Genomic DNA, 12,721 nt, shown 5'->3' with positions numbered 1-12,721 from the left:
CACGTCCGGTTCTGAAGGAGAGGTGCCGGGGACAATACCCCGCATCGACTCTAACCATCCCTTCTTGATGCAGTCGCTCATGGGGGGAACCCCCAAGACCGCGCTGCATCGCTTTGTACCTCATGGGAAAGAGAATTGCTATCAAACAACTAGGAACTTCCAGTTTTATCCGCACCCCTTAATTCTGTATTTCCAACTGTTCTAGGTCAGCAGGGGTATTGCAGTTAAAAAATGGCCTAGTGTCACTGACTAGCAACTCCTGTACTGGATGCTGGGCCAACCAACGCTGAAATGACCGTCCCCCTTGATTGATAAACTCAGTCAGGCTCGGTAGACACTGGCGTCGGTAAAAGCCGCACAGGGGTTCCCAGCCCTTGGGGTTCCGTGGCAATAGTGCTATCCCGTAGGGTGACCTTTGGTCAATCCCATTGTCCCGAGTCTGCTGCAACTGCTTGACCCAACCTTGCACAACCTCAGCGTTTAATTGGGGTAAATCACAAGCAAGTAACAGTACCCAATCTGTTTCAACATGAGCTAATCCTTGAGCAAATCCTACCAAAGGACCATGAGGTGTGCTCTCTTCTGGTAAGGGCACTTCCCGAACGAAACGACAAGTCTCAGGTAAGATATCCACGTATCGTTCTGGCCAGGGAGTGACTATATAGACTTGACCCGAGACTTTACCCGAGGCTTCACCAATACAGCTGAGGGCAACATCACAGACTCTGCGCAGTAAGGGGACACCCTCGACTGGAATTAAAGCTTTATCCCTACCCATACGAGAGCTTAGCCCTCCTGCAAGGACAATCCCTGAGAGAGCTAAGTGGTAATTAGTATTTGGCATAGCGCTGCCCATGGCTTGGTCACGAACAGGCAAGCATTCCAGAACGTAGACTCGGAGACTCCTCAAAAAAGATTGCCCCTCGTCGGTTTAGGTCATGCTTGAGATCCTTAGAAATTCCTAAGTTATCTCCAAACTGAGTACTCTCTACTCGACTACCAATTAGGTTGGCATTACTCAGGTTGGCACCACTTAGGTTAGCACGACTGAGGTCAGTACGACTCAGATAAGTACCCATCAAGTTGGCATCACTCAGGTTAGCATCACTGAGATCTGCACATCTGAGGTAGGCACGACTCAAATCAGCTCCGTTGAGCAGGGCACCGTTGAGATTGGCATCACTTAGGTCAGCTCTGCTTAAGTCAGCACCCCTTAAGTCAACACCCCTGAGGTCAGCACCCCTTAAGTTGGCATCCTTCAGGTCAATTCTAAGTGAATTGTCAGTTGGCTCTAGAGAAACACCCTTCATTAGTTCAAGGAATTCCATTTACTACTCGAAATACACTCTGAAATACAGTAATACAACTATGAAATACCCACCACTGTGATCGCATCAACGGCTTTGGTTGATCAATCAGATTTATTGCCGAATTAAATTAACTCAAATTTTAATTAAAAACCAGCCTATCTTTTCAAAATTGCTAATTTTTACGACATATTGCTGATTTTTTAGACTATATGTCGTAGATTAAAAATTTAACTATTTAGTTTAGTGTTAACTAATTACTGGTTAACTATTTAGTGATTAACTAGTTACACTATCTTTTATAGCCCTATCTGGTTTCACCAATTACCATAATGTAAAGATTTAATTAATAAATTATTAAAATTAAGTATTTTGTGAAACCGCTAATATAGCAATCATAATCGATTTGTCAAAAATTATGTCATTCAGACTGTAAATATACTATCTAATATACTTCTTGAAAAACTATTTTTATGTGTTCTAATATACCTCAGGGCAAATTATTTTGATGATACTGTTGGCGTGAATTAGTCTGCCCTGAGCTGAAGTTCACCAGTAAGTATATGCGCTACGCGCACGCTACACCGAACAGCTGTCAGCTGTTAGCTGTCAGCTTAAAACAAGCTATTCGGCTGACGAGTTCAACGGACTCAAAGCCAAAGACTATGAATTCCTCCCTTGGGCATTCGCGTAGCGTGGCCGTTCGCGTAGCGTGGCCAAAAGGCCAAAAGGCCAGGGAACTGAGATGTAAGCATATGTGCTACGCGCACGCTAGGCGAACAGCTTGGCACAGACTTCGACGCTGATAGCTGTTCGCGTAGCGTGGCCATTCGCGTAGCGTGGCCATAGGCCAAGGCCTTTAGCTGATAGCTGACGGCTGAATGCTTAGGTTTTCACACTTCGTTACACAGTTAATGAAAAATTGATACAAAAATGGTATTTGATGACCATAATTAATTACAATTAATTCAGTAGCGGAAAATCTGAGGTTTAGACCTATTTAACCCCGCTGCTTTTAACCCCGCAGGGTTGTTGCTTTTACGGTAATTGCCTGTCCGCTAAGGTAACAACCTTGTGGAATAATCCTAATAGTGCTCAGAAATTAAAGGAGGAGAACTATATGCGCGGTTGTTCCATGCTTTTAGCTCTTCTAGTGTTTGCTGGATTGTTGTATTTGATCGTCAATTCTGGTACCTTTGAAGGGTTGATGGACACCATAACACCCTCGGAACGGCAATTGGAATAAGCGATAGCGTCGGGTGTGGGGAGATGGGGAGATGGGGAGATGGGGAGATGGGGAGCAAGAGTATAGTTTACAATTGGTATTAGCGATGTTTCATTCCTTGAAGTTGTCAACACCATTACACCTATTGCTATAGCGTTTCTTATAGTAATGAGGTATACAGAATTTTTTCCCTATTCCCTATTCCCTATTCTCTGTTCCCGATTCCCGACTCCCGATTCCCGATTCCCGAGTTGATATTAATCAACGCCTGAAACCGCTGATCTGAGCGAATGGTGTCAAAATCTGAGTCAGTTTTTGCCATCTCTCGATATTCTTCAGGATTGAGAGTAATTGCCTGTTGCAAGTTATCAAGGGCTAAGTCTACATTTCCTTGTAAGGCATAAAAGCAAGCTTTGTTGTACCAAGCTTGGTGGAAATTGGGTTTAATTTTCAAAGCTTGGTCATAGGATTTAATCGCTGCTTCGTTTCGTCCTAATTTCGATAGGGCATTCCCACAGTTATTCCAAGCTAGGTGGTAATCAGGTTTAATTTTCAAAGCTTTGTCATAGGAATTGATGGCTTCTTCATTTCGTCCTAAATCCGATAGTGCATTCCCCCGGTTGTTCCAAGCTTCGTGGTCATCAGGTTTAATTTTCAAAGCTTTGTCATAGGAATAAAGTGCTGCTTCCAAATCTCCTAAATCCGATAGGTAATTCCCCCGGTTATCCCAAGTTTCGTAGTCATCAGGTTTAATTTTCAAAGCTTGGTCATAGGAATCAAACGCTGCTTTGTTTCGTCCTAATTTCCCTAGGGCACTTTCCCGTTTGTCCCAAGCTTTGTGGTAATTCGGTTTAATTTTCAAAGCTTGGTTATAGGAATCAATGGCTTCTTCATTTCTTCCTAAACTCGATAAAGCATTACCTCGGTTATTCCAAGCTAGGTGATCATCAGGTTTAAATTTCAAAGCTTGGTTAAACGAATCAATCGCTGCTTCTTTTCGTTCTAAAGCCCATAAGACAATCCCCCGGTTGTTAAAAGCTAAGTGGAAATCAGGTTTAAATTTCAAAGCTTGGTTAAACGAATCAATCGCTGCTTCGCAACATCCTAAATACGATAATAAATTCCCCCGATTGTACCAAGCTAGGTGGTCATCAGATTTAATTTTCACAGCTTTGTCATAGGATTCAATCGCTTCTTCGTTTCGTCCTAATTTCGATAGGGCAACCGCCCGATTGTTCCAAGCTAGGTGGTCATCAGGTTTAAATTTCAAAGCTTGGTCATAGGAATCGATGGCTGCTTTGTTTTGTCCTAATTTCCTTAGGGAAACCCCTCGCTTGTACCAAGCTTGGTGGTAATCCGGTTTAATTTTCACAGCTTGGTAAAACGAATCAATCGCTGCTTCTAAATTTCCTAAATCCCATAGGGAAATCCCCCATTTGTACCAAGCTTGGTAGAGATCCGGTTTAATTTTCAAAGCTTGGTCATAGGAATCAATCCCTGCTTCCAAACGCCCTAATATCGATAGGGCAACCCCCCGACTGTACCAAACTTGGTGATCATCGGGTTTAAATTCCAAAGCTTGGTCAAAGTTAGCGATCGCGTCTTCATACTCTTGGGCAGCAACCAGTAGCATTCCTAGTTCAACTAGTAAATCGGCTTGCTCCTCAGGAGTTTGATGGTCTGCTTCCAGGCGTTCTTGAATAGCGATAATTTTTTTATTTCGTTCTTCAGGATTCAAAGACTGATTCTGACAGTCTTCTTGTTGACACTCCTCTGATTTGCTAGGAAAGTCAAACAGACCAGAACGCCAGTCAAAAAAGTCGGGAGCACGGTGGATAAAGTAATTCAGGGAAAATGGCCGTAATAGAAACACAAAACAAATCTTAAAATCATCTCGAAACCGTTCTCTGTGTTGGTTGAGATGATTTAAAATTTGAGGAACCCCTTTCCAACTATAGGAATAAATTGCTTCGCTATCCCATCCCTGCTGACGTTTCGTCTCTTCATACTTATAAAACGAGTATTCTAGACCTTGGATAAATAAAACCTTGATGTCCTGACAGTCGGGGCGATCCTGAACAATGCCGTATAAATTATCAATGGGTTCCTCGAAGCGCAACACCTCTATTGTTTTATGAGGCAAATCCTGCTTAACCTGCTTAACCAACTTCTCTGCTTCTGCGGGAGAACAACGAACAAATAATAATCCGAAACCTCTACGGCGTCGGACGGCACGGAGTAAGTCTTGGTATTCTTCTTCTGGACTTGCTGGGGGTAAATCTTCGTCCGCATCTGTAAAGTTGACCATTAGTTGTAAGGGAGCAGGGAGTAGGGAGTAGGGAATAGGGAGTCGGGAGTCGGGAGTCGGGAGTCGGGGGAAGAGTGTGGGGAGATAGGGAGATTTACCCACCTGCCTTTTGGCTATCTTACGGCTGTGAGTCTAGTTGAGCATAGGCGTCTTGAAATTGCTTAATCCCTTTAATCAGGGGATGAACATCGTACCAACACTGTCTTTCTCCTTCGTCATCGAAGTATTGATACTCTAACAAACAGCGATTGAATAATAACTGACGATACTGGTTATTATTGTGTATCTGCTTGGAGCGGTAAACATCGGCTAAAATCGACCACTGTCCATCCTGAACCGTTCGGCGATAGGTATCTCGTGCATCAGTAATGGCTCGTTGCACTGCTCTGAGGGAAATCGGTAAGGTTTCGGTGCGAGCAATGGCGGTTTGGATTAATAATAGCAAATTCCGCACATGACCTCCACTGATCAGACACAAGCGCTCTAAGGCTTCTGGACTTTCAAATATATCGGTTTCTAGGGAGCGAGTGGGAGCAAATTGGCCGACTCGCTTGCTAATCACTTCTTTAACTTTATTGAATCCAGGCTGATAGAGGTTACCCTCTTTAGTGCGTACCATAATCATCGGTAACACCTGGGCATCACCATAAATATCTCGCAAATCATTAGTTCGCTTGGAGTACAGCATTGAAATCGGAACTGTGTAGACAATATGGCACTTTAATCCTTTTAATTGTTCACTACGATCTAAAAAAATTTCTTCATGATTAGTTTGGTTACTCTCTTGGATAACTGGGACAATCCGGTCTAAATTATCCGCAATCACTGCTAATTTAGTACATCCAGCGGGTAAGTTCTGTTTGGCTTCTGTAATAAACTGATTCAACGCCTTTAGTAGAGTAACCGTGTGGGGATTAATTTTCTGTCGAATCTGTTGACGCAAGGTTGGTACAGCTCTTAAATTAGCCGTTAGCTTGCCATACTGAGAAATTTTTGCTTCTGCACTGAGTCCATCAAATGCTAATTCAGTCAGGGCCAAATCTCTTAACTCTTGCCAGCGGCTTTCCAGCCAGTTCAGCAACGGCCTGGGATTAGCACTATCCTTGAGGTCTTCGAGTAAATGGCGAGTACAGGCCAGCAGAATATCGGTATATTGAGTATCTTCGGAGTCCACATCTTCTTCATCTGCGGCAAAATACACCACATAGAAGTTATTTTGTTCCAAATATTGTTTCAATCGGAACAATTCTGTAGATTTTCCTGCCCCCCGATGACCTCCATATAAATGATAGGTCTCTCGCTTAGAAAGCAACATCTCTTTCCCTAAATCTACTTGGATCTCTCCATCCCCCCGCACTTCCCGACAATCGACATAAACCGGGTCTCCTGCGGGTAAGGGTTGGGAGGGGTCAAAGGCATTGTAGAGGTTTTCCAGTAAATCAGTCATAGAGGGAAGGGAATAGGGAATAGGGAATAGGGAGTAGGGAGTAGGGAGTAGGGAGTAGGGAGCAGGGAGAAGTGATAATATTTGACGCTTTCAGTACTGAAATTGATTGTTATCACGTCCGTTATTAAGTTTTTTTGTACTCGTGCCAGATCTTTAGTATCAGTAGTAGTTTAACTGGAGGGAGTGGAGAGATGGTGTAATCCGATGACAACGCTAGGTCGCTGTATCGCTTTTATGATACTGTTTGCCTCAATTCTTCTTCCCGATTCCCGATTCCCGATTCCCGATTCCCGATTCCCGACAACTAGGGCTGAGTGGGTCAGTGTTGAGTGCTGCGGAGCGAGCACGAGGGTTATGCTGGATTTCGTCAGCTTGTGCTACAGTTGGCTTTTTAGTTAGCACTCGCAATAGTGAGCAATTCGTTGACAAATATCGAAATTTGTGCTTAACAATCCGGTCTTCCAAATTTAGGGGGAACATAAGATGCGATCGCGTAGCGTGGCCATTCGCGTAGCGTGGCCCAAAGGCCAAGGCCAATCGCGTAGCGTGGCCATTCGCGTAGCGTGGCCCAAAGGCCAAGGCCAATCGCATTCCCTAACTTACTGCTTGTCTGAATATGAGGGACTTTGGTTGGTAGTAGAATTTAGCTAGCAGTGTTAATGTCAGGAGAATGTTGAGCATGTTCGAGCATTCATGGGCAATTTTAGCTTTTCTTGTAGGAACAGGCATCAGCCTTCTCCTGTGGCGTTGGCAACAACGCCAGCTAGCTTTGAGCTCGGTATATGGCCTTCCATCACCCAAGGGGAAATGGCTCACAGGTAACGCCATGGAACTTCTTGCCGCTGCAAAACAAGGAACCTATTCTCTGACAATCTTTCGATGGATGCAGCAATACGGCTCCATGATTTCGCTACGGATCTTCACCAGACCGATGGTGATGGTGGCAAAGCCCCAACTGATTGAAAGCATTTTGACAGAGGGGCAAACTCAGGGGATATTTACTCGCAGTCCATCCTTTTATCACGCCTACAAAGATGTGTTTGGCGTACATCTCGGAAACCAGGTTGGTGAAGCCTGGAAGTGGCGTCGCCAAACCGCAGCACCAGCTTTCCGAGCCAGTCAATTCACTCAAAAGTTCGATCTCATCCGTGAGGGGTGTCAGCAAGTCATCACACAACTTCAAAGCTCGGCTCAAACAGGCAAAGAGGTTCAAGTTGATCCCTTATTTGTGGACTTGACCATGAATATCATTGCCTACTTTTTCCTAGGTGTTACCTTTGATAAAACCTCAAACTTTCCAGGGGAACCCCCCTTCGATGCCAAGCGCCTGTATGCAGCTCTTGCAGTCCTCGAAAAACATGTACTTTTGCAGACCGCAGGTCGCAGTCGATGGTTTAAGTTTCTCCCTACCTCAGAAGGCCGAGAATACCGACAGGCTCAAGATTATTTACAACAGAATTTAAAAGCTCGGGTCGCGATGGCGTTGCAAGTGGCCAGGGCTTCTGAGGCCCAATCCCCATCAGTCAGTTCGTCATTTCGGGATTCGATGTTGGTTCAATTTGCTAAAAACCCCCAGCATGACCAAGACTCCCTGATGGCCGAGACCCGAGCCTTGATCTTTGCAGGTCATGACACTACGGCTCATACCATGTCCTTTGCAGTCGGCGAATTGGGGCTTAATCCTGGAGTCTTTCAGGCCGCACAACAGGTTGTGGATGAAGCCTGGGAGAAGGAAGGGGAGCTAAATCTTTCTACTTTGAAACATTTAGACTATATAGAAGCTGTGGTCAAGGAAACATTACGACTCCATCCAGTGGCCACCGGAATCCCCCTAGTCACGACCCAAGAGACAGAATTGGATGGGGTCAAGATGCCAAAAAATGTAGGCGTCGAACCTTTTTTCTGGGCTGCGGGACAGGATCCTGAGATGTTTCCAAAACCGGAAGAATTTCGTCCAGAACGATGGCTGCAAAAGGAAACTGACCAACAGCCACTCCCCCTCCTGTTTGGATTTTCCCGAGGATCTCATTTTTGTTTAGGCGCATCTCTAGCACTTTTAGAAGCAACGGTGATGTTGTCTTTACTCCTCCGTCATTTTAACTGGGAACTCGTAAATGGCCGAGATTCTCTAGAAGATGTTAATCAGTATTTGACAGTATTTCCCCGCGATCGCATGCCGATTCGTTTTGTTTCGAGAACTAAATCCATAGCTTAGACTTGTTAGTCTTGAATGCTCAGCTCTAGTCGCTCTGCGAATCTGAGTTTAGCAGAGCGAGCACGAGGATTATGCTGGATTTCTTCAGCTTGTGCTACAGTTGGCTTTTTAGTTAGCACTCGCAATAGTGAGCAATTCGTTGACAACTCCCGGAATTTGTGCTTAACAATCCGGTCTTCCAAGCTGTGAAAACTGATAATTCCAAGTCTTCCTCCTGGTTTCAGCCAATGGGGGGCAATGTCGAGAAAGCTTTCGAGGCTCTCAAGTTCCTGGTTGACCACAATCCGTAGGGCTTGAAACACCCGAGTCGCTGGGTGAATCCTGCCATAGCGGTATTTCGGGGGAACACAAGATGCGATCGCATTGGCTAATTCAGTGGTTGTCTGAAACGGACGCTTCTCGACAATCCGCCGTGCCATCCGCCGGGATAACCGTTCTTCCCCATACTTATAAAAAGCATCCGCTAGCCGTACCTCACCCCAATGATTAATAACATCCTTTGCCGTCAGAGACTGGCTTTGGTCCATCCGCATATCTAACTCAGCAGTATGGCGAAAACTAAAGCCTCGCTCTGGTAAATCTAGCTGAGCTGAACTGACGCCTAAATCAGCAATAATACCATCAAATACCCTATCATTAGACTGATACTCCGCAAAATTTCCATGCCAGAAGTGAACTCTTCCGCCATAACTGGCTAACCTGGTCTTGGCTGCTGCGATCGCATTAGCATCCCGGTCAATAGCTGTAACCTCCACATCCGGTGCTGCTGCTAAAATTAACTCAGTGTGTCCACCACCACCAACAGTGGCATCTAAGTAATGACCACCAGGGCAGATAGCTAGTCCCTCAATTAATTCCTGACTCAATACGGACACATGGAAAAAGGGTGTTGTATTTGCCTGTAATGGTTCATTTTCCATGTGATTCAAACAATCCTAATGTAAATCCTGAGGATATTAGACCTTCTGCTGTTAATCACACCAAATTCTCCGGGAAATCTATAACTGTAACCTTTCAACTGTAACCTCTCTAGTTGTGAACAGTCACAAGTCTTACTCAGCAGTATATTGAAAGGAGGTTTTACTAACAACTATAGCCTTGATCATACTTATGACCTATATTAAATCAATTTAGAATTGCTATAGTAGCTAATGACCAATCATAAAGGTACCCCTGTGGGTACTGTCAAGCCATGACAGAAGCATCAGACTAGATTTGTCAGTCAAGCAGTAAATTTGCAGTCAACTAAGGAAAATCTGATGAATTCCAAAGAAGAAAAACCTAAAGACCTTGAGCTTCGAGAACGAGAACTCCAGCAACGGGAGCGAGAGATTAGACTGCGGGAAATCGAAGCTGAAATCTATAAGCAAGAACCACAAGTGCATCAAACCCAGAAGCATGAAAAACCTGAAGGTAAACTAAAAAAGTGGGGTAGAAAGCTAGCTAGAATCGGTAAATTCTTAGCCGTTGTTATTGCTGTTGTTATCACCATTAGAGTCGCTTATTGGCTTGCTCTAGTAATTATGGTTGGAGGAATTGCCTGGTTAGGGTACGAAATTTTCTGGAAAGATGACAATTGAATAACAAAACAAAAAGGCAATAAGGTTAAATGAATTAATTCCAAATCCTAAAATATTTAAACAGTAACTAATTCCAGAATATCATAAAACTTTATAATTATTTATTATAAAGTATATTCTAGGGATTATAAATTAATTGTGATAATTTTTGTTCCCTGTTCCCTGTTCCCTGTTCCCTACTCCCTACTCCCTACTCCCTACTCCCTACTCCCTTTAAAACCATTAATTAGCTAAAAGCAAAATAAATATGAGTACTAAAATCGAAACCACAAATTTTCTCCATGACCTCGATCGCGTTGCCAGAGTTCGTGCTGAAATTGCCACTAATTTAAATCAAATCAAGAACACTCTTGAGCAATCGGAATCCGCAGGGGAGCATAATTCCGGTAAGTTAGGCTTAGATAGAGATATTGAAGATATTTATAAAGTCAGTAAAAATTTACAGCAGGGGCGATTCCGACTACTAGTATTAGGGGATATGAAGCGGGGAAAAAGTACATTTCTCAATGCCTTAATTGGTGAGAAATTACTGCCCAGTGATGTCAATCCTTGTACAGCCTTGCTGACGGTCTTACGCTATGGTGCTCAAAAGAAAGTTACAGTGTACTTTAATGATGAGACACTACCCCAAGAAATTGATTTAGAAAGTTTTAAGCATCGCTATACCATCGACCCCGATGAAGCCAAGCGACTACAACAAGAGCAAAAGCTAGCCTTTCCCAATGTTAGTCATGCTGTAGTGGAGTATCCCTTACCTTTGCTAGAAAAAGGGATTGAAATTGTAGATAGTCCAGGACTAAATGATACGGAAGCGCGCAATCAGTTATCCCTCAGTTACATTAATAATTGTCACGCTATCCTGTTTGTCCTCAAAGCAACTCAGCCCTGTACTCTAGAAGAACGTCGTTATATCGAAAATTATCTTAAAGGTCGGGGATTAACAGTTTTCTTTTTAATTAATGCTTGGGATGAGATTCGTAAGGGATTGATTGACCCAGAAGACTCGGAAGAACTAGCAGCAGCTGAGGAAAAAGTCCGTCAAGTGTTTCAAGCTAACCTGATGGATTATTTTCAGCTAGAGGCACAGACTTATCAGAAACGAGTCTTTGAAATTTCTTCATTGATGGCCTTGCGTCGGCGGGTTAAAAATTCCGAGGATTCTCTTGAAGGAACGGGATTTCCTGAATTGATGGCAGCACTTAATTCATTTTTAACCAAAGAACGTGCGATCGCAGAAATGCGCCAAGCTAAAATCCTAGCTCAGCAAGTCTATAACCATGTCCATGAAGCGATTGAACGACGGATTCCATTGCTGGATCAGGATGTTACTCAGTTGAAACAGCAGATTAGCGAAGTCGCACCAGAATTTGAGAAACTGACCGAAATTCGCGATCAATTTCAGGAAGAAATCCGAATTACCCGTAACCGTACAGCAAAAGCTGTCGCTAATTCCTTTCGGGACTATATTTTGAATTTAGGTAATACCTTTGAATCGGACTTTGTCCGCTATCAGCCAGATTTAGGCTTTCTGGATTTCCTGCAACAGGGGAAACGGGATGAGTTTAATGCAGCATTTAAGCGAGCCTTTGAACGGTACATTAACGAAAAGATATCGGCTTGGGAAGTCACCGCTGAGCGAGACATAAGTGAAGCGTTTTTAGAACTAGCTAGGAGTGCCGCTAATTATGGTGCCATCTATGGTAAGATAGCTGATGCGATGACTGAAAAGTTAATTGGTAAAAAGGTTTACACGAATACCACTATGGATTCAGCAGAAACTTCACCAACCTGGGCCAGTTGGGCGATGGGATTTTTATCCTTGGCTTCAGGTAATGTTGCTGGTGTGTTTCTAGCTGGTGCTGGCTTTGATTGGAAAAATATTCTGGTCAATTGGTTTGCAGTCTTGGGAATTAGTGGCTTTTTATTGATTTTTACAGGAACATTTCTAGGACCAATAGGTTTGGCACTGATGGGTCTAGGCGTTGGCGCTTTCCAAGCCGATCAAGCTCGCAAGGAATTAATTCAAGCTACTAAGAAAGAGTTGGTGAAATATTTGCCCCAGTTGGCTGAGGAGCAATGGCAATCAATTCATGATGCCGTCAACGAATGTTTTGATGATTATGAACGGGAGGTAATTAAACGATTAAATGATGACATTAAATCCCGGAAGGATGAGTTGGATAATTTGGTAGAGCAAAAAGAGTCTAATCAAGTCAATCGCGAGACTGAGTTAAAGCGTCTGAGAAGTTTGGATGCTGAGGTTTTGTCTAAAGTTAATGGTATTGAATCCGTTTATGGCTACTTGCTAGCAGCTCCAATGTAAACATTGAAGGGAGTAGGGAGTCGGGAGTCGGGAGTCGGGAGTAGGAGCATGTCACCTTTATAATTAGGTATATAGATCCCCCCTAACCCCCCTTAAAAAAGGGGGGAATTAGATTAAAAAGTCCCCCTTATTAAGGGAAACGGGGGATCTAAATCAGAGATTAACAAAAGTTACATGCTCCCCTAAGTCGGGAGTCGGGAGTAGGAGCATGTCACCTTTATAATTAGGTATATAGATCCCCCCTAACCCCCCTTAAAAAAGCTATCCATTAGGCAAAAGTAGTCGAAACGGTGATAGAGACTAGGATGTAGAAGCA

At 43.7% G+C, this 12,721-nt stretch carries 11 protein-coding genes; 4 read left to right on the top strand and 7 right to left on the bottom strand.

All coding sequences use genetic code 11. From position 1 onward, the window contains the following. Nucleotides 1–178: 178 nt before the first annotated feature. The 3 genes from BJP37_RS14085 to BJP37_RS36535 all read right to left on the bottom strand — a co-directional run bounded on the left by BJP37_RS14085 (nt 179) and on the right by BJP37_RS36535 (nt 2,161). On the bottom strand, nt 179–844 hold the full coding sequence (locus BJP37_RS14085) for a molybdenum cofactor guanylyltransferase (protein ID WP_075906085.1): 666 nt from the start codon (nt 842–844) through the stop codon (nt 179–181). 19 nt (nt 845–863) lie between these two features. Further along, nucleotides 864–1,328 (bottom strand): pentapeptide repeat-containing protein, encoded by a 465-nt coding sequence (locus BJP37_RS14080; protein WP_075899626.1) that lies wholly within the window; start codon nt 1,326–1,328, stop codon nt 864–866. Between the two features lie 629 nt (nt 1,329–1,957). Beyond that, entirely contained in the window at nt 1,958–2,161 is a 204-nt protein-coding gene (locus BJP37_RS36535) for a hypothetical protein (protein WP_143727612.1), read from the bottom strand. Nucleotides 2,162–2,427: 266 nt separating this feature from the next. Here BJP37_RS36535 and BJP37_RS43555 point away from each other — a divergent pair, with 266 nt between their 5' ends. Then, nucleotides 2,428–2,553: a hypothetical protein gene (locus tag BJP37_RS43555; RefSeq protein ID WP_269087002.1), complete on the top strand. Its 126-nt coding sequence runs from the start codon at nt 2,428–2,430 to the stop codon at nt 2,551–2,553. Between the two features lie 184 nt (nt 2,554–2,737). Here BJP37_RS43555 and BJP37_RS14075 read toward each other — a convergent pair whose 3' ends face one another. From BJP37_RS14075 to mraW, 3 genes are all read right to left on the bottom strand, one after another. Beyond that, nucleotides 2,738–4,942, bottom strand: a complete 2,205-nt coding sequence (locus BJP37_RS14075) for a tetratricopeptide repeat protein (protein WP_229415309.1) — start codon at nt 4,940–4,942, stop codon at nt 2,738–2,740. Nucleotides 4,943–4,958: 16 nt separating this feature from the next. After that, nucleotides 4,959–6,287, bottom strand: coding sequence for an AAA family ATPase (locus tag BJP37_RS14070; protein WP_075899624.1), 1,329 nt, complete (start codon nt 6,285–6,287; stop codon nt 4,959–4,961). Nucleotides 6,288–6,536: 249 nt separating this feature from the next. Further along, the gene (gene mraW, locus BJP37_RS45020) at nt 6,537–6,878 is read right to left on the bottom strand and encodes a 16S rRNA (cytosine(1402)-N(4))-methyltransferase (RefSeq protein ID WP_075899622.1); all 342 of its coding nucleotides are present in this window, start codon (nt 6,876–6,878) and stop codon (nt 6,537–6,539) included. Between the two features lie 88 nt (nt 6,879–6,966). On the opposite strand from mraW, the gene BJP37_RS14060 reads away from it, so the two are divergent. Continuing rightward, a complete protein-coding gene (locus tag BJP37_RS14060; protein WP_075899620.1) occupies nt 6,967–8,502 on the top strand; it encodes a cytochrome P450 in 1,536 nt (511 codons plus the stop codon). A gap of 5 nt (nt 8,503–8,507) precedes the next feature. Here BJP37_RS14060 and rsmH read toward each other — a convergent pair whose 3' ends face one another. Further along, a complete protein-coding gene (gene rsmH / locus BJP37_RS14055; RefSeq protein WP_075899618.1) occupies nt 8,508–9,422 on the bottom strand; it encodes a 16S rRNA (cytosine(1402)-N(4))-methyltransferase RsmH in 915 nt (304 codons plus the stop codon). A 339-nt stretch (nt 9,423–9,761) separates the two neighbouring features. Between rsmH and BJP37_RS14050 the strand changes: the two genes are divergently transcribed. Further along, complete coding sequence (locus BJP37_RS14050) at nt 9,762–10,082, top strand: hypothetical protein (RefSeq protein ID WP_075899616.1); 321 nt, start codon at nt 9,762–9,764, stop codon at nt 10,080–10,082. A 247-nt stretch (nt 10,083–10,329) separates the two neighbouring features. Continuing rightward, nucleotides 10,330–12,405, top strand: a complete 2,076-nt coding sequence (locus BJP37_RS14045; RefSeq protein ID WP_075899614.1) for a dynamin family protein — start codon at nt 10,330–10,332, stop codon at nt 12,403–12,405. Nucleotides 12,406–12,721 lie beyond the last annotated feature (316 nt).

Source organism: Moorena bouillonii PNG, from assembly GCF_001942495.1.
Classification (GTDB): domain Bacteria; phylum Cyanobacteriota; class Cyanobacteriia; order Cyanobacteriales; family Coleofasciculaceae; genus Moorena; species Moorena bouillonii.
This window is presented reverse-complemented; position numbering and strand designations above follow the sequence as displayed.

Coding starts and splice junctions, on each gene's coding strand:
- BJP37_RS14085 (WP_075906085.1), bottom strand. CDS start 844: ATGCCAAATACTAATTACCACTTAGCTCTCTCAGGGATTGTCCTTGCA.
- BJP37_RS14080 (WP_075899626.1), bottom strand. CDS start 1,328: ATGGAATTCCTTGAACTAATGAAGGGTGTTTCTCTAGAGCCAACTGAC.
- BJP37_RS43555 (WP_269087002.1), top strand. CDS start 2,428: ATGCGCGGTTGTTCCATGCTTTTAGCTCTTCTAGTGTTTGCTGGATTG.
- BJP37_RS14070 (WP_075899624.1), bottom strand. CDS start 6,287: ATGACTGATTTACTGGAAAACCTCTACAATGCCTTTGACCCCTCCCAA.
- mraW (WP_075899622.1), bottom strand. CDS start 6,878: ATGCGATTGGCCTTGGCCTTTGGGCCACGCTACGCGAATGGCCACGCT.
- BJP37_RS14060 (WP_075899620.1), top strand. CDS start 6,967: ATGTTCGAGCATTCATGGGCAATTTTAGCTTTTCTTGTAGGAACAGGC.
- rsmH (WP_075899618.1), bottom strand. CDS start 9,422: ATGGAAAATGAACCATTACAGGCAAATACAACACCCTTTTTCCATGTG.
- BJP37_RS14050 (WP_075899616.1), top strand. CDS start 9,762: ATGAATTCCAAAGAAGAAAAACCTAAAGACCTTGAGCTTCGAGAACGA.
- BJP37_RS14045 (WP_075899614.1), top strand. CDS start 10,330: ATGAGTACTAAAATCGAAACCACAAATTTTCTCCATGACCTCGATCGC.